This window comes from Jeongeupia chitinilytica (genome assembly GCF_014652315.1).
Classification (GTDB): Bacteria; Pseudomonadota; Gammaproteobacteria; order Burkholderiales; family Chitinibacteraceae; genus Jeongeupia; species Jeongeupia chitinilytica.
Genome location: NZ_BMYO01000005.1, coordinates 1 through 21,931 on the forward strand (window position 1 = coordinate 1; position 21,931 = coordinate 21,931).

A 21,931-nucleotide genomic window follows, 5' to 3' on the forward strand; every position below is an offset into this window, starting at 1 on the left:
CCGAACGGCGGCAACCGGCCAGTCTGGCGGGCGTGCCGCCGGTACACGTGCTGGCCAGCGCCGGCGATCTGCGCGAGAACCTGATTGCCCTAGTGCGGCATGCCGGCGGCCAGGCCCAGTCGTACAGCGAGACGGCGCCGCCGGGCCCGTCCGAGCTGCTGCTGGTGGCGTGGCCGCACCGTCCGGTTACAGCCGGTGGCCAGGTCGTCTGGCTCGAACCCGAAGGCACACCGACGCCCGAGTGGCGCGAAGACGGCTGGCATGTCAACGGTCTGTGCCAACGGGGCCTGCTGGCCGCATTGCGCTCGGCCGGTGGCCAGGAGGAAAGCCCCGCGCATGTGGCATCGGGTGTCATACCGGTGGCGAACAAATCGCTGCACGTGCTGGTGGTGGAAGACCACCCGATCAACCAGCTGGTGCTGACCGAACAGCTGGAGCAGCTGGGCTGTACGGTAAGCCTGGCCGCAGACGGGCGCGAAGCGTTGCAGCGCTGGCAGCGGGGTGAACGTTGTGACGTGATGCTGACCGACGTGAACATGCCGCATCTGGACGGTTATGCGCTGACCCGGCAGTTGCGGGTCGACGGGATTCGGGTGCCGATCATCGGGGTGACGGCGAATGCACAGAGTGACGAGGGCGCGCGTTGTTTGGCGGCGGGAATGGATGGCTACCTGATCAAGCCCGTCTCTCTGGCTGCACTGAAAGAAGTGCTGCAGCCGATGGTCGTTGCTGGATCTTCTGCCTCTTCCGCAACCAATGTGATGCCTTATCTGGAGCGCATCAAACCTGCCATGCGGGCGCTATTCATTTCGACAACCCGGGCAGATTGGTCTGCCATGCTTGCGGCCATCGCGAACGGTGATTCTGCTTCGGTCAACGTGCATGCGCATCGGTTGAAAGGGGCATTGGCGACCATCGGTGCAATCGAAGCCGTGGACTATTGCTCCCGTCTGGAAGAATGTGCCGCTGAAGGTGCATTGACGAATGTCGGCGAACATATTGAGTTACTGAAAGACTATTTGTGTCCTGTACTGGAGGCTTCGTCATGAACATCAAAATTGTATTGGCCGATGATCATCCGATTGTCTTGCTGGGTATCCGCATGGCCTTGGAAGACATGCCAGGGCTCGAAATTTGTGGCGAAGCCGCAGACTCTACCGGACTGGCCGAACTGCTGGACCGGGTAAGGCCGGATGTGCTGATCAGCGATTTCTACATGCCGGGTGGCAAGCATGGCGACGGTTTGACCCTGATTTTGTATGTCAAACGCAAGTACCCGGAGGTGAAGCTGATCATCCTGACGATGATGACCAACCCCTTACTGCTCGAAAATATTCTCGAAGCCGGCGGGGACGGCATCTTGCTGAAGAGCGGCAGGCAGGATGAAGTGGCCGATGCCGTGCGCGCGGTTGCCGCGGGTGGCAAATATCTGGATGCTGCGGTAAAAAAAATCCTGGACGAGGCCCGTCTCAAACAGCTGACTTCTAGCGGGGATCTATCCCAGACAGCGCTGTCCAAGAAAGAGTCGGAAGTACTGAGGTTGTTTGTCGGAGGAAACACGGTTTCCGAAATTGCTCTGATGTTGCACCGAAGTGTGAAGACGATCAGTCATCAGAAAATTGCGGCACAGCAAAAACTGGGAATATCAAGTGACAAGGAGCTGTACGAATATGCCATGCGTAATGGCTTACTTTGACTCACGCATTTCATTACGCATAACTTAATTTTATTCTTTTGTCATTATTTACTATGTGGCAATAGCAACAAGGGTGCAAGTCCATAGGATTTTTCTCAAAATGGGTGCTAAAAATTACATACCTTTAACGGGAGGTATGTATGAGCCAACTCTTCAATTGCGTCGCATCGGGCCTGTTCCTTGCCGCTTCTGCCTTGGTACCCACGTCTTCAGCATTTGCACGTGATGCCCAGGGGGGCGTGCTGACTTTCAGTGGGGAGATTGTCGAGTCTGCCTGCTCCATCGACCGGAATGCCTTCATGCAGTCCGGACAGGCAAGCGCCAATCTGTTGACCGGCTGCTCGCAGCATGTAGCGACAAATACAACGGTTGGCATATCGGGCATGCCCTCGGGTGCAGTAATGTATTTGAACCGAGCCCTCCCGTCTTTGGTGATGAACAATTCAAGGGTTGTTCTGCAGTTGGAATATCTCTGAGCGGTGTGGCTAAAGTCGGCTAGGTAGTCCGCCCTGAAGTCAGCGATAATTTGGTGACGTTAGCCGCCAGCGCGCCCTTGCGAACTCGTAAACCACCCGGCGCATTGCGGGGTACTAAAAATAGAATTGACTTTTACCTCCAAAACTATATGCATCATACTTTCAACTAAATGGGGGTTAACTTGGACGGGGATGGAAACAACCTTCGAGGTCTAAATCTTCCGGGGTTCTACGGATATCCTAAGACCCCCTCATTGATTGTCCGTCTTCGTTGCTACCGCAGTCTTCAATTGGTGTGCGTCGATCTTCGAGTCAGTCGAGCAAATCACCGTCTTCACGTCTCGTCATCCCCTTCGGGCTGCCACCGCGCCGGCGCCACGATATAGATCCGGCGCGACCCCATCCCGGGTAGCACTGGGTGCGGAGGCTTTGCCCCCCTTGTCGGGCAACAGCACCTCTAGCGCAAGTTAACAGCCAGTTGGCCCGTTTCAGGTCCAGCTCCTTGAGCACTTCGCTGACCTAGGAGTTGGGCAGTACGTAAAAGGTGGTCTCGCTGTGCTTGGCACCGCTGGCTGTGTCGGACTCACAGATCAGCACGGTTTTGCGGAAGCCGCAGTGGGTGAGGGTTTTGGGCCCGTGTTCGTCGATCACCGCGTTTTCCCGGTCCCCGCGGGTGAAACGAGCTTCACCGTGCTGCTTGAAGAACAGCTGCACCTGCCGCAGGATCTGCTGGCTTTCCTCGTTGCCGGCACCATCGCGTTGCTTGAGTTACGCCGTATACAACAGCTCGGCCGATCGCCACGCGGTCTGTGCCGACCAGCCCGTGAGTCCCTCTGCCGTAGCGGCATCGTCGGCAAAAGTGGCGAGGGCGAAGTAGTTCGCCGTATGCGAGCCGGACGGCAATGTTCGGCAATCGGCTCTTGGCAGACCTGCGCTGCCACGTGACCCGTGAGGGTCCCCTCCGAAAGGACCCAGACTCCTATGGTACCGGGGACAGGACGGCGGTGGCTTGATGGTAGAGCTGGGCACCGGCGCATGAGCCTGGGATGGCGATGAAGCCTGCATACGTCGGTGTGACGACGCGCAGGATGGCGTGGCCGGGGTAGGCGAGCTGCCAGAAGTCGAAGCGCGCCGTCATCGGTAACGCATGCGTTCGAGCCATGCCCAGCAGGGTCGATCTGAACGGTGCCCCTTGCTCTGCCAGTTGCCGCAGCAGGAGCGACCGGTCTCGATCATTGCAGCCCAGATGGTCGGCGACCTGTCCGGTGATCTCCCGCCACAGCGACCACTCGGTAGTGGTCAATTCCGCGTCGCGAAGGGTGTCCTGCACGCCAGCCCGTAGCGCGGTGTCCCCAGGGGTAGTCGATTTCGTGGTGTCAGGCGTGTCATGGGTGTCAGGACGTTGATCTGTATAGGATTTTGTCGTGACACCCGATACGTCACCCGGCGTCATCGGTGTCAGGTTATGGACGTCAGTGCTACCTTCCTGGGGCTCATCCGGCACGCACAGCGAGTCGAGCCAGTTAAGTACTGAACCGCTTTCACGCTTCATCATCGGCTCCGAGTTTCCAAAGCGTCGGCGTCACGACATAGACCCGGGGCGAGCCCATTCCGGGCAGCCATTGGGTGCGGGAGGCTTTCCCGTCCTTGCCTTGCAGGAGCACACCGAGTTCGAGCAGCAGCCGGTTGGCGCGCTTCAGGTCCAGCCCCTTGAGCACTTCGCTGGCCCACGAATTCGGCAGCACGTAGTAGGTGGTCTCGCTGTGCTGGGCACCGCTTGCCTTGCCGGACTCACAGATCAGCTCGGTCTTGCGGAAGCCGCAGCGGGCCAGCGTCTTCGGGCCGTGTTCGTCGATGACCGCATCCTCCCGGTCCCAGCGGGTGAAGCGGGCTTCACCGTGCTGCTCGAAGAACAGCCGTACCTGCCGCAGGATCTGCCGGTCTTCCTCGTTGCCGGCGCCGCCGCGTTGCTTGAGCCATGCCGTATACAACAGTCCGGCCGATTGCCATGCGATCTGCACCGGCCAGCCCGTCAGTCCAGCTGCGGTGGCGGTTTCGCCGGCAAAGGCGGCGAGGGCGAAGTAGTTCGCCGCATGCCGGGCCTGACCCGACGCACCGGCCGGGACGAAGGCCGCGGCAAACGCGCTCTGCGCCTTGGCCAACTGCTGCCGCAACAGATCGTGATCGAGTCCGGCCAATTGTTCCAGCCACGCCAGCCCGACCACGCCATGATGCTGGTCGGCGGCCTTGGCGATCGCCGAGCACAGCGCCGGGTGATCGGCGAAGCCGTGCAGATCGTCAAAGGCCCCATGTGCGCGTTCGGCACTCACATGCAGCAAGCGCGCCAGCTGGCCGGCATTGACCGGTACGCCATGCATCTTCAGGTAATCGGCGACCGAGTGTTCGCCATTACTCAAGACGAAACAGCGCCAGCGCGTCATCGCCCGCAAACCGCCATCGGCGCGGCTGCGGCTCTTGCCCTGGCCCTGACTCAGCATGTACACCACCGCCGCCACATCCGAGGCCTTGGCGCGGCCGATCTCGTCGAGGATCAGGGGCAGGTCGTTGTGGGCTTCGAGCTGGGCTTCGGCGCCGGAGGCGGTGGTCTGCCACGACTTCTCGTAACGCGGTGGGGCACCGAACACCGATGCCGCTGCGCGGCAGGCGACGCTCTTGCCGTTCTTCGACGGTCCGGCCAGATGGAAACCGCCCGAGTCCATGCCGAAGAAGGCCATCAAGGGTCCGGCCAGTGCCGCCGACAACGTCAGGGCCAGCAACGGATTGCCGACCGCGTAGCGAGCAATCCCCTCCTGCCAGCCGGCCAGCGTTCCGGAAGAGACCAACTCGGCACTGGCACCACCGTGATAGACCAGCAGCTCTCTACCGTTACCGATGATCCGTTCCGGCAGCACGAAGGCCGGACCTTGCCAACCGGTGCGCGGCACCAGCCGGGCGCGCGGCGCATCGATGCCGGTTTGCAGGTACTGCAACATCAGCTTCTTCAGGTCGGCGGCATACGAGAACCACAAACCCTTCTCGGCCAATTCTTCCAGCACCTTGGATGACTGGTCCGACAGCAGTTTGGCGCGTGGAATCAGGTGCGCCTTGGACGTCCCGTCCAGATCGGCCAGCTGCACCAGCACCGCCCAGCCACTGCCGTCCAGATGCCGTACCTGCGCGACGATCTGCAGCGGTCCGCACAGTTTGCGCGGTTCGGTGTCTTCGTCGGGCCGGTACCAGACGCCGTCGGTCTTGCTGCGGAAGCGCTCGAAACTGGCGGCAGACTTGTTCGTCGCCTTGGAGCTTGTCTTGGCTTTGGGTTTGTCGTTGGCTGTAGCAGAAAGAGGCAGGGCTGTAGCCGGATCCATCAGTAATGCAAGGTCATCACTCATGCCCGACCTCCGACCAGTACATCCAGCCAGTCCCGCCCGGGGGCCGATGGCAGCAGCACCCGCACCGTACGGCCCTCGGCCAGTAGTCGGGCGGCGAGGGTATCGGCCGCCTGCTGACCGGTGCCGTTGTCGTCATGGTCGGCGAAGATGAACACCTCGACGGCTTCTGCCGGCAACACCGCCTGCGCCATGCCGTAGGCCGACAGCCCGGCCCACACTGGCAGGCCGTTGGCACAGTGCACTGCAAGGGCGGTCTCGATCCCTTCGGTGATCGCCAGCTGCGGTCCGGCCGGAAACAGTCGTACCGCCGCACCCCGGGTAGGGCCGCAGGGACTGCTCCATTTCTTCACGCTCGGCACGTCGGCCTTGCGGCCGTCGCGATCGAGGTAGGTCTTGTGCAAGGCCACCGGTGTGCCATCGGCGGCCTGTACCGCGGCAAGCAGTGCCGGGAAGTGACCGAGCTGCACCGGCTTGCCATCCTGTGGATGCCAGTACGGTAAAGCCGGGTGAAACCGCAGAGCCTTGGGATAGTGATCAAGCACCAGCCCCCGTCCTGCCAGATACCAGCCCGCCGGCGAATCGGCATCGACCGGCTGCGCCTCCTGCCACAAGGCGGCATTGCGGGCCCGGGCCTTGGCCCATTGCCGTTCCTGCTCGGCCTGTTCCCGCGCGGCACGCCGTGCCAGTTCGGCCGGATCGACTGCTGCAACCACCGTGTGGCCACCGAAATGATCGGCGACCCAGCGGGTCGCACCGAGGAAGTCGCAACGCAACCAGTCGGCCAGCAGCTGGAAACCGTCCCCGCCGTCCGGACGATGGTGGTTGCAGACGAAGCAGCCACGACCGTCGCGGTCGGTAAACCGGAAACGGTCCTTGCCGCCGCAAACGGGGCAGGGACCATGCTTTTTACGCAGGAAGGCCGCATCGATCCCGGCGGCCTGCAGCAGCACCGGCCAGCGATCGCGGGCCAGGGTCTTGAGGTGTTGAAGGTCGAGTCGGGTTTTTTGGGCGTAGCCGGGCCTGCCGGCCTCGATCGAGGTCGTTGTCATGGGAAGGGTTCCTGAAGGACTTAGAAGCGGGAAGGGCGGGACGAACGTGCCGCAGCACGTTGCGGCCGGGTGGGCCGGGCCTGTTTCAGGCCGGCCAGCGCAGCGGCAATTCGGTCACGGGTCGCGCGGTTCAGCAGCGCGGTATTGCGGGTCGGTTTACGCATGCAGCACCGCCTGTACCTGTGGCGCACGGCGCTCGGCCAGTTGCGCCAGATCCACGACGGCGTGGTACTCGCAATCGAGCTGATCGATCCGGCTGCCGGCCTGCCGGCTCGCCAGCCGGGCCAGTACTTGCATCTGCTCGCCAGCGGTGTCCGGCAGCAGTTCGAACACCTTGAGTACGCCCTGCAATTCGTCCAGCGCCTCGCCGGCCTGCGACGATAGATCGGTCAGCGCCGCTAAGGGAATGGCACTCGAATGCAGCCCCTGTCCCGAACGGAATCGTTCCAGCGCCTGCAGCACCGATGCCAGCAGCCGGACCGATGCATGATCACCCGTCACTCCCCACTGCTGTGCCTGCCATTCGGCGAAGTGGCGGTACAGCGGGTTGTGAAGCTCGGAGATCGCAACGACCGGTAAACGCTGCAATACCTCCTGCTCGGTCCACAGGGCTAAGTTGGTGCAGTGAGGTGCCATCGTGCTCGCACCCTGCGTACCCAGCACCCCATCGACCTGTGCGTGCATCAGCTGCAGTTCGCAACGGGCCGAACGCGCAATGCTGCGCATCTGCCGACCCGCTTCGTCGGGGAGCGCTTCGAGGGCCAGCAACAGTTCGACCAGTTGATCCATGGTTTCCTTTGCCAGTTCGGACACATCAGTAAAGGCACGCAGTTGTGCCAGTGATGCGGGGTTGTGCCGTTCAGTCATGGGCACCTCCACGATGGGCGATGCCGTAGCAAAGCAGGCCGGCCACGACGGCAAGCAAAGTCAGTTCGGGGCAACGGGCGTAAACAAGGATCGCGGTGAGCGCGGTAAAAGCGTGCGTGGTGAACGCACGAAGGGCAGTCTGGGGCATGGTGGCCTCCTTGATGAGCGTGAAGCCCACCATTCGCCGCCAAGCGAAGGGGGTGGGCGCATGGCAAGGTTGGCGGACCGGCATCAAGGAACCGGCGTGCGCAAGCGCACCCCTACCAAGGCCCACCATTGAAGGCGTACCAAGGGTAATGACGGACGTAAAAAAGCCGCCTGAGCGGCGGTTGTCCGCCTCGATGTTCGGGCCGCCAAGCCCGGTCGCGCTATTGAACACGACCCGGTCATTGTGCGCCGGCACTCTGCAGCCGGCAAGGGTGGTGCGATCGGTAATTCGTCGAAACGGGTTCATCGCTGGCCCTCACGGCAGGCCGGTCCGGCCGTGTCACCCGGATGCAGGATCGAACTGAGCGACACCAGCCACATCGCCCGCGTGTCATCGCCCTTGGTCAACAGCCGGGCAGCGAGGAAGGCGTATTCCGCCCGCACCAGTGTTTCGAGCGTGACCATGTCCGGACACGCTGCAGGTGGCAGCCGCGACTGCAGTTCATGCGCGTTCACGGGCCACCTCCTGATCGCGTTCCGCAATGCGTTCGGCGACCCATGCCGACACTTCACTCTGCAGCCAGGCAACACTGTTGCCACCGAGCCGAATCGGCTTCGGGAAGGTGCCGGCAGCAATCGCGGCATAAATCGAGCTGCGCGACAGCGCCACTTGCCGGCATACTGCCTGAAGACGCAACAGATGATCTACTGCAGGTGCAACTGCAGCTATGGAGGACGCTGATACTTGAACGAGGGCCTTCATTGCTTGCCTCCGTACTGGGTGGTCCGGGCGGCCAGGAATGCTTCCACGTCACTGAGGCGGTAATACACCTTGCCGAAACGCTTGAGGTAGGCCGGGCCGTTGCCGCGACAACGCCAGGTGGCAAGGGTCGCTTCGGCGACCCCGATGCGTGCACTGGTCGCGGTCGGGTCGAGGAGGGGATCGGTGGTTGCGCTGTTTTGCACAGGCTTGCTCCTGTTTGAGTGAAGACAGGCGCAAGTTTAATAACCGGAACGCAAGCAAACCGACGGTTAGCTTGCACTTCTTTAATGATCGGCCGCGACGATCGAGCGGATGTAGGACGCCGAGCAGCCGAATCGCTTCGCCAGCACTGCCGCGGTATTCCGGACGGGCATGCCGCCGGCAATCAACGCCGTCCGGGTGGCAATGACCGCTTGCGGATCCACGTTGATCTGCCGGCCTCGCTTGTTGCCATGGCTGCAGGCCGCGTTGCTACGGTTCTGTTGGCGACGCTGTTCAATGATCTGTTGCCGGGCTTCATCGGCCATCATGGCTGCAGTGCCGAGCGCTGCCACCTGTGCAGCAAATGCCATGCACGACATCGCCTGATCGGTCTGGCCTGCATCGCGCCACAGTTCGGCATCGTGCAGCGAACACGCCAGAATGATCAGATCGAAATCGCCATCGGAAAGTTCGGCTAAGGTCTCCCCGCCGGGCTGAAGGTGCTTCCGCACATAATCGAGCTGGGTGACGCGGTAGAACGAGTCGGTCTCGTCCACGTCCAGCCGGTAGATCTGATCCGCAGGCAGATCGTGTTCGGGATTGACATCATCCAGCCAGTCCTGCAGTCGGGTCTGAGCGATGGCGAGGGCCGTATCAACGACCGCAGCATACGTCTGCAACTGCGCTAGGCGTGCCGTCCAGGCTGGTTCGAATTGCTCCGGATCCTGCGGCTGCTTGTTCTGATCCAGCGGCAGGCCTACAGATTCGACCAGTGCCCCTTTCAGTTTGGCGGCGAGCTGCGGCAAGCCGGAGGTGAAGTCCTCTGCGATCCAGCGATTGAATGGCCCCGGTGCAAGACGAGCGAACGTATTGCCCAGTGAAAGGGTAAAGGTCGACAGCATGTTGGCTTCCGAAAATGCTCTAATTCGCAGGCCTTCGGAGCGTACTGGGGGCGGCTCAAACCGGGCAATGCCGAGTTGGGGGATTTTCGCGTGGTGGGCGGGGCTGGCCAATGTGATTAGTCGACGCCACTACTCCTTGTAATTGTCCAGTGTTGGAGCAACGCTGAAATGGACACGTTTGAGCGTACTTGGTCGTAACAAACGGAGAAACGTTTGAGTGTTAGTTGCCTTGAGAACGGCAGCAACGCCAAATTACCTTGCGTGCTTCGTCGAGCAGCAACACCGATGATGCGATTGCAAGGGCCATGATCCAGTCACTTACAGTCAGGTCGACAGTATCGAATACCATTTGCGCCGAGGCCCAGTGGACAGCCAACCCTTGCATCGCCAACACAGAAGCTAGTGTTAGCCACAGCCTCCCGTTACTGAAAAACATCGTGCCGAGGGCACTGTCATATTCGGCGCGGGCGTTGAATGCGTTGAAAAGCTGAAACAGTACGAAGGTGGTAAACGCCAGCGTCAGTGCATAGGGCTGGCCGTGAGTGGCTAGGCCATGCCGAAATATCAGTAATGTGCCAGCCGTCATAGTCAGCCCGTATATCACTAGTCGAAGCAAGCGTGGACCGCGAAGGATTTGCTCCGATCGCGGTCGAGGTCGGTCATGCATCAAGCCGGGGCGGGCTGGCTCGATACCGAGTGTCATTGCAGGCGGACCGTCCATGATGACGTTAATCCACAATAGTTGAATCGCAGTGAAAGGCGCTGGCCAGCCAAGAAGCGTCGCTCCAAGCACTGTAAGGATCGCGCCGATATTGGTCGAGAGTTGGAAGCGCACGAACTTGACAATATTGTCGTAAACAACGCGTCCTTCCTGCACCGCTTGAACGATAGTGGCGAAATTGTCGTCAGTGAGCACCAGTTTTGCAGCCTCTCGAGTGACGGCGGTGCCAGTCCTGCCCATTGCAATGCCGATGTCGGCCGCTTTGAGTGCTGGCGCGTCGTTAATACCATCGCCGGTCATTGCGACGACGTGCCCTGCCGCCTGCAGTGCGCGCACGATCCGTACCTTGTGCGCCGGCGATACTCGGGCGAAGACTGAAATGCCTTCTACGGCACCGGCCAACGTAGCGTCGTCCATCGCCTCGAGCTCGTTGCCGCTGACGGCCGCACCAGCCAGACCTAGTTCGCGAGCGATCGCCATTGCGGTCGCCTTGTGATCGCCGGTAATCATCTTCACCGTGATTCCCGCGTCGGAACACTGCATGATCGCAGCCTTGGCCTGGGGGCGTGGCGGATCGGTCAGACCGGCGAGTCCGAGAAAGGTCCAGTTGCAAGTCCAGTTCGCCAGTTCGCAGGCGGGATCGAACGCGTTTGCTGGAATTTGCAGCTTGGCCAGTGCAATAACGCGCAAGGCTTTTCGTGCAAGCGCTTCGTTCTCGCGTTCGATCCGCTCGCGAGATCCAGCGTCGAGCCGTTGTTCGCCGTCGGGACCTAACCAGCGTGTCGAGCGCGCCAACAGCACGTCCGGCGCACCTTTGATCGCCATTTCCACCATGTCGCCGGCGTGATGGAAGGTGGCCATGAACTTGTTGGCCGAGTCGAATGGAATTTCGGCGATACGTGGCCAGCTAGTTCGTGCGGCGTCCGGGTCAACACCGCCTTTCTGCGCCAGCACCCACAATGCGCCTTCGGTTGGGTCGCCGATCAGTTGTCCTTCGCGTACGCATGGCTCGCTGCAAAGCACCGCTGGCAGCAGCAAAGGCGCAAGTGCCGGCGCGTTGTCTGGCCAGGCGATCTTGCCGGTGGGCAGATAACCCTCGCCGTTGACCGAAAAGTGCCGGCCGGCGAAGTAGCCAGCCCGCGCGGTCATCTGGTTCGCCGTCAGCGTTCCGGTCTTATCCGAGCAGATTACCGTCGTCGAGCCTAGCGTCTCAACCGCAGATAGTTTCCGGACGATTGCGCGATGTTTGGCCATCCGCCACATGCCGATAGCCAGCGTAACAGTTACTACGGCAGGTAGTCCCTCGGGAATTGCAGCTACTGCCAGTGCAACGGCGGTTACAGCTGCCTGTATCCACGGAACGCCATTGTTAAAGTCGAGAACGAAGATCAGCACAACGACGGTGCCCGCGATCGCCGCCAGTTTCTTTCCGAGTAGGTCAAGCTGCTGTTGCAGCGGAGTTGTGCCGGCGTCGGCCGTCGCGATCAAGCCAGCGAGCTGTCCCACCTCGGTTTGCATTCCGATTGCGGTCACGAGAAGTTCGGCCCGACCGCGGGTGATTACGGTATTCATGAACAGCATGTTGATGCGATCACCCGGCGGTAGATCTGCATCGGCGAGTGCGACGTTGCTCTTGCACACTGGCTGTGATTCGCCGGTCAGTGTGGCCTCGTCGACTTCCAGATAGTGAGCGGCCAGTATGCGACCGTCAGCAGGAACCCGCCCGCCGGCTTCGAGCTGCACGATGTCGCCGGGCACCAGCAACCGGGTTTCGATATCCCTGACGACACCCTCGCGACGCACTCGGGTGTGTGGTGTGAGCATTCCCTTGAGGGCCGACAGCGTGCGCTCGGCACGTCGCTCATGGATGAATCCGATCGTCGCGTTTAGCACGATCACAATCAGAATCGCCAACGCATCCTCGAGGTGACCAATTGCCAGTGCCAGCAGTACTGCGGACATCAGCACCATGATCAGGAAGCCTCGGAACTGGTCGACGAATTTGAGCCAAGGCGGGCGGATCACTGCCTCAGCCAGCTGGTTTTCGCCGTACTGCTTGGACCGTTCAGCTGCTACTGCCGAGCTCAGTCCTTCGGCCGGAGACACTGCCAGTGCATGCATGGCTTGGGCGCAATCCAGGCTATGCCAGCGACGCTCGCCAATATCCATCAAAAGATCATCCCGATTGCATGCCCGCAAGTGGCGAGGCACGGATGCGTCGTGGTACGCCGCCCGGCTGCCATTAAGTTGTGCCAACTTCTGATCCGAGTGAATACAGATTAGCCTTGATTTCAAGGGCGTACTTCAACGGCATGCCGCTGGTCGCGCTAGGTGCATGAGATCGGGAGTAGATGATGTCAGACAAGGGTCAAGCCTTATTGAGTCAAGCGCTGACTAGGGCTGCGAACGCGATTCTGATCACCGACCGCGGCGGCCGCATTGTCTGGGTGAATGATGCGTTCTGTCGACTTAGTGGCTTCGATGTTGCCGAGCTCCTCGGCCAAACGCCACATATCGTCCACTCTGGCATACAAGATCGGGCGTTTTACCTGGAGATGTGGGAAACGATTCTGATCGGACAGCCTTGGCAGGGAGAATTGGTCGAGCGGCGCAAGGACGGTAGCCTTTACACGGTCAATCAGGTCATTACGCCGTTGTTCAGTTCAGATGGCGATGTGACGCACTTTGTGGCGATCCAGCACGACGTTTCTCAACGCCAAGCGGATCAGGGGCGGATGCAGCGCATGGCTTACCACGACGGTTTGACCGGTCTGCCAAATCGCACCCTGTTCTTCGAGTTGTTCAACAGAGCGATCGAATATGCGGTGAAACGCAAAGAAAATCTGGCGTTGATGTTTCTCGATCTAGACCGTTTCAAAGCTGTGAACGACACACTAGGCCATTCAATTGGCGATCAGTTGCTGAACGCTGTAGCCGAACGGCTCACAGGCGCGGTGCGTAAAGCGGATGTTGTCGCCCGGCTGGGCGGAGACGAGTTCATCGTGCTGGCAACGCGTATCGGGAATATCAGCGATATAGAACCAGTCGCCAAGCAGGTACTGGACGCGTTTAGTCCGCCGTTCACTTTTGGTGACTACCAGGTCTGCGTGCGCATCAGTATCGGCGTCAGCGTGTTTCCGTTAGACGGCGATAACGCCGAGGTTTTGTTGCGCAAAGCTGATGCTGCAATGTATCGGGTCAAGGCCATGGGGGGAAATAACTATGGTTTCTGGACAGAAAACGAATGAGTGCTCCGTAAGTACGGAAGCCAGATCCGCTGATCGCGCCGTACTCGATTCAGTGTAAGGTTACCTTTGAGTCACTGGCTATAGTAGGCAGGGTGCGACCCGCTATGGTGGGTGCATGTCCGGCGCGCCGCATCTCGGCGTGCGAGGGGTGCCAATATGAAGTCGTTGCAACGCCATGCGGCTACTGCAAGCTTTTATCACTTGGCTGGTAGGCAGCTTGGAAGCAGTTCCTGCAATGGTTTGGCCTGCTTTGCCGCCCATGCGGACGATCCGGTACGCTGGGCAAAAGCATGTCGGCAGCGCTCGCCGATCTATTGCCTAGGCAAGTGTTATGCATCTCCTAGCGATACCGATCACGACCCGGCACCATATATCGCGGTCCATAGCGGCCATAGCGTGTTACTGAGCAATTTGTGCGTCGGCGGTGCTCGCACCCTAGCCGAATATCTGCAGCATGGTGGTGGTGTAGCTCGCATGGCCGCAATGGCGATGGCGCCGCTTGACCTGCTGCGGCTGATCGAGTCGTCGAGGTTGCGCGGTCGTGGCGGTGCCGGTTTTGCTGCCGGGATCAAATGGCAGGCGATTGCCGCACAGGACGCGCCGCAAAAATATCTTGTCATCAATGCCGACGAAGGCGACCCCGGCACCTTCTCCGACCGACTGCTGCTCGAAGGTGATCCGTTCCGCTTGATCGAGGCTGCGATCATCGCCGCATACGCAACCGGCGCAACACAGGGCTATCTCTACCTGCGCAAGGAATATCCCGACGCGGCTCGGGTGATTGCTGATGCCTTGCGCGAGGCGCGCGAGGCCGGTTGGTTGGGCGAGTGCTTCGATCTCGAATGCGTGATCGGCGAGGGCAGCTATCTATGCGGCGAGGAAACTGCGCTGCTCAACGCGCTCGAAGGCAGCCGCCCCGAGGCTCGAATGCGCCCGCCGCAACTGACTGAACACGGTCTGTTCGGCATGCCGACGCTGGTGCACAACGTCGAAACGTTGTGCGCGGTGCCGTGGATTGTCACGCATGGTGCGCAAGCGTATGCGGCGCTCGGGTTCTCGCTCAGTCGCGGTACCAAGCTACTGTCTCTCAATTCGCTGTTCAATCGGCCGGGGCTATACGAGGTCGAGTTCGGCATCCCGCTTTCCGAGGTGATCGACTATCTGGGCCTGGGGCTACGCCGAGGTCGGCTCAAAGGCGTAATGGTGGGTGGCCCGCTCGCCGGCATCGTGCCCCCAGCGCTGTTGTCGACCCGGCTTGGCTACGAGGAAATGCAGGCGATCGGTTGTGCGGTCGGCCACGGCGGGGTGATCGCGTTTGCCGAAGACATGCCGCTTGTGGCCATTGTCGCCGAGGTGTTGCGTTTCGGTGCGCGCGAATCCTGCGGCAAATGCACGCCGTGCCATCTTGGTACGCCGAAGCTGGCAGCGATGTTCGAGGCTGCTCGCGATGGCAGTCTGGGAGATGCGGCGCAGTGCGATGCATTGCTGGAAGCACTGGGCCAAACCAGCCTGTGCGGACACGGCCGCGGCTTGGCCGAGTTCGCCCGCGCGGTGCGAACCCATTACAGCGAGGAATGGGCGGCATGCTTCGGCTAACCATCAACGGGGTAGCGCAGGAAGTGCAGGCCGGAACACGGCTGATCGATGCGCTAGAACATGCAGGAGCAGCAGTACCGCACACCTGCCACGACGATCGAATCACACCGATAGGTGCTTGTCGGCTTTGCGTCGTCGAAGTCGAAGGCCTGTCTCGCCCAGTTGCAAGTTGTGCAACTGTCGTCGAAAACGGCATGCAGGTTCGAACGCACACCCCGAAACTCGAAGCATTGCGCAGGACTAACCTGGAGCTGATCGCGGAGCACTATCCGCCACAGGCCGTGTTAGCCGAACCGGAGCGAGCTTTCCACCGCCTGCTAGGTCAGTACGGCGTTGTTGCAGCAGGGGCGACGCGCGAGTGTTTGTTCCAAGACGAAACCCACCCTTATCTCGGCGTGGCAATGGATCGCTGCATTCATTGCAATCGCTGCGTGCGAATCTGCGAAGAACTACAAGGCCAATTCGTATGGGAAGTCTGGAACCGCGGCGAGGATACCCGCGTCGCCCCTGGCAAGGGACCGACGTTACTCGAGGGAGGGTGTGTCAGCTGCGGCGCGTGCGTCGACAGCTGTCCAACCGGCGCACTGTTCGACAAGCGCGGCCCGGAAGCCATCGAGTACTGGACCCGGACGACGTGCGTCTATTGCGGCGTCGGCTGCCAGATGGACGTCAGCAGCCGCGACGGCAAGGTCGTCGCGGTTCGGCCGGCCAATCATCCGACCAATCGCGGCCACCTGTGCGTGAAAGGGCGCTACGCGTTCGAGTTCAACCATGCGCCGGATCGGATCACCACGCCAATGCTCCGCCGCAATGGCGAATGGCAAGCGGTAAGCTGGGACGACGCACTCGATTTCATCGCCGGCCGCCTGCGCGACATTGTCGCCCGCGATGGACCCGATGCGATCGGCGTGCTCGGCTCGGCGCGCGCCAGCAACGAAGAAAACTACTTGGCGCAGAAATTCGCCCGCGTCGTGCTCGGCACTAACAATGTCGATTGTTGCGCGCGTGTCTGTCACACGCCCAGCGCGAAGGCGCTCAAGACCATGCTCGGCACGGGCGCTGCGACCAACTGTTTCGACGATATCGAGCACGCCCATGCTTTGCTGCTGTGCGGCGTCAATCCGACGGAGAACCACCCGGTGGTCGGCGCGCGCATCAAGCAGGCAGTGCTGCGTGGAGCCAAGCTCGTCGTGGTCGATCCGCGTTGCACCGAGCTGGCGCAGCTCGCCGACGTGCATCTGGCTGTCAAACCTGGGTACAACGTGCCGCTGTTCAACGCGCTGGCGGCAACGCTGATCGAAGAGGATTTGCTCGATTATGCTTTCCTCACCGAGCGCGTGAGCGGCTTCGACGATTTCGCGGCTTTCGTTGCCGAATACGCACCCGAGCGGGTCGCGGGCGAGTGCGGCGTCGCCGCTGCTGACATTCGCGCCGCGGCGCGAATCTACGCCACGGCTAAGCCGGCGATGTGTTTTCACGGCCTCGGCATGACCGAGCACCTGCAAGGTACCGAAGGCGTGATGACGCTGATCAACCTCGCCTTGCTCAGCGGCAACCTCGGCAAGCCCGGCGCTGGCATCAACCCCTTGCGCGGCCAGAACAATGTGCAGGGTTCGGCGCAAATGGGCTGCGATCCGGCCACGCTGACCGGATCGCAACTGATCAAGGACGCCGGCCCGCGCTTCGAAGCGGCGTGGGGCTGCAAGTTGCCGGCTACGCACGGGATGGACTTGCTGCAGATGATCGATGCGGCGCGCGATGGCAACCTAAAGGCGCTATGGGCGTTCGGCTACGACGTCTATCTGTCGCTCGCCAACGAAGCCGCCAGCCGCACGGCGATGGCGAAGCTCGACCTCGTAATTGTGCAGGACCTGTTCCTGAACGAGACTGCGTGCGCCTTCGGCACCGTTTTCCTGCCGGCGGCATCGTTCTTCGAAAAAGAAGGCACCTTCATGAATTCGGACCGGCGGGTGCAGCGCATCCGCGCCGTGGTGCCGCCCCCTAGCGATGCCTGGCCCGACTGGTGGATCATCCAGGCGCTCGCAGCCCGGCTCGACCATCCGCAGGGCTTCTGCTTCGACAATCCGCGCGCGATCTGGGATGAAGTGCGAACGCTGTGGCCCGATGGCGCGGGGCTCTCATACGAACGGATCGAGCGCGAAAGCCTGCACTGGCCCTGCCCGGACGAGCATCACCCTGGCACGCCCGTCCTGCACCGGGAGCGGTTTTCCGCAGGCAAGACTGCGGCGCTGGCCTGCATCGATTTCGTACCGACGCCCGAAACGATCGACGACGACTACCCCTTGCTGCTGACCACCGGCCGCACGCTTTACCACTTCAATGCCGGAACGATGAGTTACCGCACGCCCAATGCCGCGCTGCGCTCGAGCGACACGCTCGACATGTCGCCGGGCGATGCGGCGCGTCTCGGGCTGGCCGACGGCGAACCGGTGCATGTGCATAGCCGCCACGGCATGACGACGCTGCCGCTGCGCATCACCGATGTCGTGCGGACGGGGCAGCTGTTCGCGTCATTCCACCGGCCCGAGCTGTTCGTCAACCGGCTGACTTCGCTGGTGCGCGACCGACAGGTGCATACGCCGGAATACAAGGTGACGGCTGTTTGGGTCGAACGAGCCCGTAGCGATGGCTGATGACGATTTCCTGTCCACACGTTGAGGAGGTGCAATCATGTTTTCCCATATTCTGGTTCCCGTTGATGGTAGCCCGGCAGCCAATCAGGGGTTAAGCCAAGCGGCGGGTCTGGCGCGTGCCCTTGGCGCAACGGTGCGCTTGTTCCATGTCATCGATCTGCACCTGATTTATATGGATCCGACCGGCATGACTGGTCTAAGTGGGATGAGTGGACTGAAGGAGTATGAAGTCAAGCTCAGGGAGGTCGGCAGGGACATTCTGCAGGCGGCTCGGCTGGCCATTGAGAGCCCGGATCTACGCGTCGAAGTCTGCGCTACCGAATGCTACACGCCCAATGTTGCAGACAAGATCATTGCTGAAGCACGTAGTTGGCCAGCTGATCTGATCGTGATGGGTACGCACGGCCGACGTGGCCTGCGCGGACTGGTAATGGGCAGCGATGCCGAAAGCGTCCTGCATGCGAGCCCGGTTCCGATGCTGTTGGTTCGTGGGGATGGGACTACACAGGCATAAGCGCGTGCGGCATGACGATCCGCAATCTCGAGTACCTGTTGCGCCCCCAGTCAGTTGCGCTGATCGGCGCTTCGGAGAAAGCACACAGCGTCGGCGCGACTGTGCTGGCCAATCTGCTCGGTGGCGGGTTTGGCGGGCCGATCATGGCGGTCAACCCCAAGTACGAGAGCTTGGCTGGCGTGCCGGTTTATCCGCACGTCGACAGGCTGCCCGCGCCACCTGATCTGGCAGTGATTTGCACGCCGCCGTCGACAATACCTGAGCTGATCGAGCAGTTGGGGGATCGCGGAACCACGGCGGCGATCGTGCTCACGGCAGGCCTAGCGCGCACCGCGTACCGGCACGGCCAATGCGTCGAGACGGCGATGCTCGCCGCCGCTAGACCCCGGCTGTTGCGCATTCTCGGGCCGAATTGCGTCGGCGTGCTCTCGCCCGGCATCGGCCTGAACGCGAGCTTCGCGCACGCCAATGCGCTCTCGGGAAAGCTGGCTTTCGTCTCGCAGTCAGGCGCGTTGACGACGGCGGTGCTCGACTGGGCCAACGCCAAGGGCATCGGCTTCTCGCACTTCATCTCGGTCGGCGACTGCGCAGACGTCGACATCGGCGATCTGCTCGACTATCTGGCCAGCGATGCCGAAACCAGCGCCATCCTGCTTTACATCGAGTCGATCCGCGGAGCGCGCAAGTTCATGTCGGCGGCGCGCGCCGCAGCGCGCAACAAGCCGGTTGTGATGATCAAGGCCGGGCGCGTTCCGGACGGCGCGCGCGCGGCGACGTCGCACACAGGTGCGCTAGCCGGCGCAGACGATGTCTACGATGCGGCGATCCGCCGCGCCGGCATGCTGCGCGTTGCGACGACCGAGGATTTGTTCGACGCCGTCGAAACGCTAGCGCGCGTCACCGGCCAGAGTCGCGACGACGCGGTGATCGTCACCAATGGAGGCGGCGCGGGCGTGATGACGACCGACGCGCTGATCATCGGCGGCGGCCGGCTGGCGAGCTTGAGCACCGAGACCATGCGCCGGCTCGGCGAAATCCTACCGGCCAGCGCGTCGGCGGCAAACCCGGTCGATATCGGCGGCGACGCGCCCATCGAGCGTTACGTCCGGGTACTGAAGGCGCTGCTCGACGCGCCGGAAACCGGCACCTTGCTGTTCGTCCACGCGCCGACGGCGATCGTGCCCAGCGCCGAGATCGCGGCAGCCATCCTGCCGCTACTGAGCGAAGCGCGTTGCAGCGTCTTTGCCTGCTGGTTAGGTAGCGAAGCGGTCAGCGTCGCGCGGCGCCTGAGTCGCGAGGCCGGCGTTCCGGTTTACGACACGCCCGAACGGGCGGTGCAGGCGTTCCAGCATGTGCTTGCATACCGCCGCAACCAGGATGCACTAATGGAAACGCCGCCGTCGCTGCCGCAGGCGTTCGTGCCGGATCAAGAGAGTACGCGCTCGATCGTGAGCGAAGCGCTGGCCGAGCGCCGCAGCGTGTTGACCGAGCCGGAGGCTAAGGCGGTGCTGGCAGCCTACGGCATCGCCACGGTGCGGACACGCATCGCGCGCGACGACGAGGACGTCGAGCGGCTTGCCGCACAATTCGACGGCCCGGTCGCCATCAAGATCCTATCGTCGGACATCACGCACAAATCGGACGTCGGCGGCGTCGCGCTCGACCTTGCAACGCCGGAACAGGCCCGGCTGGCAGCGCAAGCGATGTCGCGGCGCATTCGCGAGCAATACCCGCAGGCACAGCTGAACGGATTCACCGTGCAGCCAATGGCCAAGCGCGCCGGTGCGCTCGAGTTGATCGTCGGCGTCGCCACCGATCGCGTTTTCGGCCCGGTACTGTTATTTGGTCATGGCGGCACAGCGGCCGAAGTAATCGCCGACCGGGCCGTAGCGTTGCCGCCGCTCAATCTCAAGCTGGCCGCGGAACTGGTATCGCGAACGCGCGTCGCCAAGCTGCTCGCCGGCTTTCGCAACCAGCCGCCGGCCGACCTCGACGCGATCCATCTGACGCTGGTGAAGCTGTCGCAGCTGGTGTGCGATCTGCCCGAGTTGGTTGAGCTCGACATCAACCCGCTGCTGGCCGACGCGCAAGGCGTGCTGGCGCTCGATGCCCGCATTGTCGTCGCGCCGGCCGACGCGGCGCGTATGGCGATCCGGCCTTACCCTCAGGAGTTGGAAGAGACGCTGGATTGGGATGGCTGGCGCTTGCGCGTGCGCCCGGTTCGCCCCGACGACGAGGCGCACTACCTTGATTTCTTCGCCGCGCTGACGCCGGAAGACATGCATTTCCGTTTTTTCGCCACGGTTCGCCAGTTGCCACATTCGCAGCTCGCGCGAATGACGCAGATCGATTACGACCGTGAGATGGGGCTGGTCGCCTTGGTCGACGATGAAAGCTGCGAGCGTCGTGAACGGATGCTGGGCATGGTGCAGGCTATCGCCGATCCGGACAACGTGAACGCCGAATTCGCGATCGCCGTTCGTTCGAACATTCAGGGGCATGGGCTGGGCGGCATCCTGCTGGGCAGAATCATCGATTATTCCCGCGGCAAGGGTACGACCCGCTTAGTCGGGGAAATCCTCAGGGAGAACATCCGTATGGTTGCACTAGCGCGAGATTGCGGTTTTCGCATCGACGCCACGAGCGAGTCCGAGGTCGTGCGGGCGACGCTGGAGCTTGAACCCGGCTCCGGCTGATCGAGGAAACGAAACCGATGCGAGCAATGCTACTTGATGCGGCGCACCTGCCGCTGCGCGAGGCAACGCGGGAAATCCCTGCGCCGAACGAAGGGCAGCTGCTGATCCGGGTCCACGCCTGCGGCGTATGCCGGACCGATCTGCATATCGTCGACGGCGAGCTGCCGGAATCGCATTACCCGCTGGTTCCGGGGCACGAGATCGTCGGTGAGGTCTGCGTACCGGGGCCGGGCGTAACGCGTTTCAAATCAGGCGACCGGGTCGGCGTGCCGTGGCTGGGGCAAACCTGCGGCCACTGCCGCTATTGCCTGTCTGGCCGGGAAAACCTGTGCGACCAGGCGCGTTTCACCGGCTATACGCTCGACGGCGGCTACGCCGAATACGTCGTTGCCGACTGCCGCTATTGTTTCGCACTGCCAGCCACGTATTCGGATACCGAGGCCGCGCCCTTGCTCTGCGCCGGTCTGATCGGCTACCGGGCGCTGCGCGCTGCGGGCGAGGGCCGGCGCCTCGGCATCTACGGGTTTGGCGCCGCGGCGCACATCGTCACCCAAGTGGCGATCCATCAGCAGCGCGAGGTCTTCGCGTTCACCCGGCCCGGTGATGCGCCTGCGCAGCAATTTGCGCTGGCGCTTGGCGCTACGTGGGCCGGCGACAGCACGCAGCCGGCCCCGGCCGAACTCGACGCCGCCATCCTGTTCGCGCCGGTTGGTGCGCTGGTGCTGGCGGCGCTGCGGTCTGTCGCCAAAGGTGGCACGGTGGTCTGCGCCGGCATCCACATGAGCACGATTCCGGCTTTCGATTACGCCTTGCTGTGGGGAGAGCGCAAGATCTGTTCGGTCGCCAATCTGACGCGCGCCGACGGCGACGACTTCCTGGCGCTCGCGCCGCAAATTCCGGTGCGTACCGAGGTGGTGTGCTACCCGCTCGTCGAGGCGAACGCGGCGTTGGCCGTATTGCGCGACGGGAAGTTCCAGGGTGCGGCGGTGCTCTCGCTGCGGTGAGAGGC

The 21,931-nt window shown here is 62.1% G+C and carries 21 protein-coding genes; 9 read left to right on the forward strand and 12 right to left on the reverse strand.

Annotated features, from left to right (window positions below):
- The 3 genes from IE097_RS09640 to IE097_RS09650 all read left to right on the forward strand — a co-directional run.
- A partial coding sequence (locus IE097_RS09640; RefSeq protein WP_189460197.1) for a response regulator occupies nucleotides 1–1,049 on the forward strand: 1,049 nt, incomplete at its 5' end.
- Nucleotides 1,046–1,696 (forward strand): response regulator, encoded by a 651-nt coding sequence (locus tag IE097_RS09645; protein WP_189460199.1) that lies wholly within the window; start codon nucleotides 1,046–1,048, stop codon nucleotides 1,694–1,696. The genes IE097_RS09640 and IE097_RS09645, both read left to right, overlap by 4 nt.
- 140 nt (nucleotides 1,697–1,836) lie before the next feature.
- Nucleotides 1,837–2,172, forward strand: a complete 336-nt coding sequence (locus IE097_RS09650; RefSeq protein ID WP_189460201.1) for a fimbrial protein — start codon at nucleotides 1,837–1,839, stop codon at nucleotides 2,170–2,172.
- A gap of 519 nt (nucleotides 2,173–2,691) precedes the next feature.
- Here IE097_RS09650 and IE097_RS09655 read toward each other — a convergent pair.
- From IE097_RS09655 to IE097_RS09710, 12 genes are all read right to left on the reverse strand, one after another.
- A complete protein-coding gene (locus tag IE097_RS09655) occupies nucleotides 2,692–2,886 on the reverse strand; it encodes a hypothetical protein (RefSeq protein WP_189460203.1) in 195 nt (64 codons plus the stop codon).
- A 265-nt stretch (nucleotides 2,887–3,151) separates the two neighbouring features.
- On the reverse strand, nucleotides 3,152–3,724 hold the full coding sequence (locus IE097_RS09660; RefSeq protein ID WP_229797521.1) for a hypothetical protein: 573 nt from the start codon (nucleotides 3,722–3,724) through the stop codon (nucleotides 3,152–3,154).
- Nucleotides 3,714–5,564 carry a DUF927 domain-containing protein gene (locus tag IE097_RS09665; RefSeq protein WP_189460207.1) on the reverse strand — a complete coding sequence of 617 codons (1,851 nt, stop codon included), beginning with the start codon at nucleotides 5,562–5,564 and terminating at the stop codon, nucleotides 3,714–3,716. Before IE097_RS09665 ends, IE097_RS09660 begins: the two co-directional genes overlap by 11 nt.
- Nucleotides 5,561–6,613 carry a DUF7146 domain-containing protein gene (locus tag IE097_RS09670; RefSeq protein ID WP_189460209.1) on the reverse strand — a complete coding sequence of 351 codons (1,053 nt, stop codon included), beginning with the start codon at nucleotides 6,611–6,613 and terminating at the stop codon, nucleotides 5,561–5,563. The genes IE097_RS09665 and IE097_RS09670 overlap by 4 nt, the downstream gene beginning before the upstream one ends.
- A 20-nt stretch (nucleotides 6,614–6,633) precedes the next feature.
- Nucleotides 6,634–6,777, reverse strand: coding sequence for a hypothetical protein (locus IE097_RS09675; protein WP_189460210.1), 144 nt, complete (start codon nucleotides 6,775–6,777; stop codon nucleotides 6,634–6,636).
- A complete protein-coding gene (locus tag IE097_RS09680) occupies nucleotides 6,770–7,480 on the reverse strand; it encodes a hypothetical protein (RefSeq protein ID WP_189460212.1) in 711 nt (236 codons plus the stop codon). Before IE097_RS09680 ends, IE097_RS09675 begins: the two co-directional genes overlap by 8 nt.
- On the reverse strand, nucleotides 7,473–7,934 hold the full coding sequence (locus IE097_RS09685; RefSeq protein ID WP_189460214.1) for a hypothetical protein: 462 nt from the start codon (nucleotides 7,932–7,934) through the stop codon (nucleotides 7,473–7,475). The genes IE097_RS09680 and IE097_RS09685 overlap by 8 nt, the downstream gene beginning before the upstream one ends.
- On the reverse strand, nucleotides 7,931–8,143 hold the full coding sequence (locus IE097_RS09690; protein ID WP_189460216.1) for a hypothetical protein: 213 nt from the start codon (nucleotides 8,141–8,143) through the stop codon (nucleotides 7,931–7,933). The genes IE097_RS09685 and IE097_RS09690 overlap by 4 nt, the downstream gene beginning before the upstream one ends.
- Entirely contained in the window at nucleotides 8,130–8,390 is a 261-nt protein-coding gene (locus IE097_RS09695) for a helix-turn-helix transcriptional regulator (protein ID WP_189460218.1), read from the reverse strand. Before IE097_RS09695 ends, IE097_RS09690 begins: the two co-directional genes overlap by 14 nt.
- A complete protein-coding gene (locus IE097_RS09700) occupies nucleotides 8,387–8,593 on the reverse strand; it encodes a helix-turn-helix domain-containing protein (protein WP_189460855.1) in 207 nt (68 codons plus the stop codon). Before IE097_RS09700 ends, IE097_RS09695 begins: the two co-directional genes overlap by 4 nt.
- 81 nt (nucleotides 8,594–8,674) lie before the next feature.
- Nucleotides 8,675–9,493, reverse strand: a complete 819-nt coding sequence (locus IE097_RS09705) for a hypothetical protein (protein WP_189460219.1) — start codon at nucleotides 9,491–9,493, stop codon at nucleotides 8,675–8,677.
- Between the two features lie 220 nt (nucleotides 9,494–9,713).
- Nucleotides 9,714–12,383, reverse strand: a complete 2,670-nt coding sequence (locus IE097_RS09710) for a cation-translocating P-type ATPase (RefSeq protein WP_189460221.1) — start codon at nucleotides 12,381–12,383, stop codon at nucleotides 9,714–9,716.
- 185 nt (nucleotides 12,384–12,568) lie between these two features.
- On the opposite strand from IE097_RS09710, the gene IE097_RS09715 reads away from it, so the two are divergent.
- From IE097_RS09715 to IE097_RS09740, 6 genes are all read left to right on the forward strand, one after another.
- Nucleotides 12,569–13,462: a diguanylate cyclase domain-containing protein gene (locus IE097_RS09715; protein WP_189460796.1), complete on the forward strand. Its 894-nt coding sequence runs from the start codon at nucleotides 12,569–12,571 to the stop codon at nucleotides 13,460–13,462.
- Nucleotides 13,463–13,618: 156 nt separating this feature from the next.
- Nucleotides 13,619–15,058, forward strand: coding sequence for an NADH-ubiquinone oxidoreductase-F iron-sulfur binding region domain-containing protein (locus IE097_RS09720; protein ID WP_189460223.1), 1,440 nt, complete (start codon nucleotides 13,619–13,621; stop codon nucleotides 15,056–15,058).
- Nucleotides 15,037–17,712: a formate dehydrogenase subunit alpha gene (gene fdhF, locus IE097_RS09725; RefSeq protein ID WP_229797522.1), complete on the forward strand. Its 2,676-nt coding sequence runs from the start codon at nucleotides 15,037–15,039 to the stop codon at nucleotides 17,710–17,712. The genes IE097_RS09720 and fdhF overlap by 22 nt, the downstream gene beginning before the upstream one ends.
- A gap of 37 nt (nucleotides 17,713–17,749) precedes the next feature.
- Nucleotides 17,750–18,226, forward strand: coding sequence for a universal stress protein (locus IE097_RS09730; protein WP_189460225.1), 477 nt, complete (start codon nucleotides 17,750–17,752; stop codon nucleotides 18,224–18,226).
- 11 nt (nucleotides 18,227–18,237) lie between these two features.
- Nucleotides 18,238–20,922 (forward strand): bifunctional acetate--CoA ligase family protein/GNAT family N-acetyltransferase, encoded by a 2,685-nt coding sequence (locus IE097_RS09735; RefSeq protein ID WP_189460227.1) that lies wholly within the window; start codon nucleotides 18,238–18,240, stop codon nucleotides 20,920–20,922.
- A 17-nt stretch (nucleotides 20,923–20,939) separates the two neighbouring features.
- A complete protein-coding gene (locus tag IE097_RS09740; RefSeq protein ID WP_189460229.1) occupies nucleotides 20,940–21,926 on the forward strand; it encodes a zinc-dependent alcohol dehydrogenase family protein in 987 nt (328 codons plus the stop codon).
- Nucleotides 21,927–21,931 lie beyond the last annotated feature (5 nt).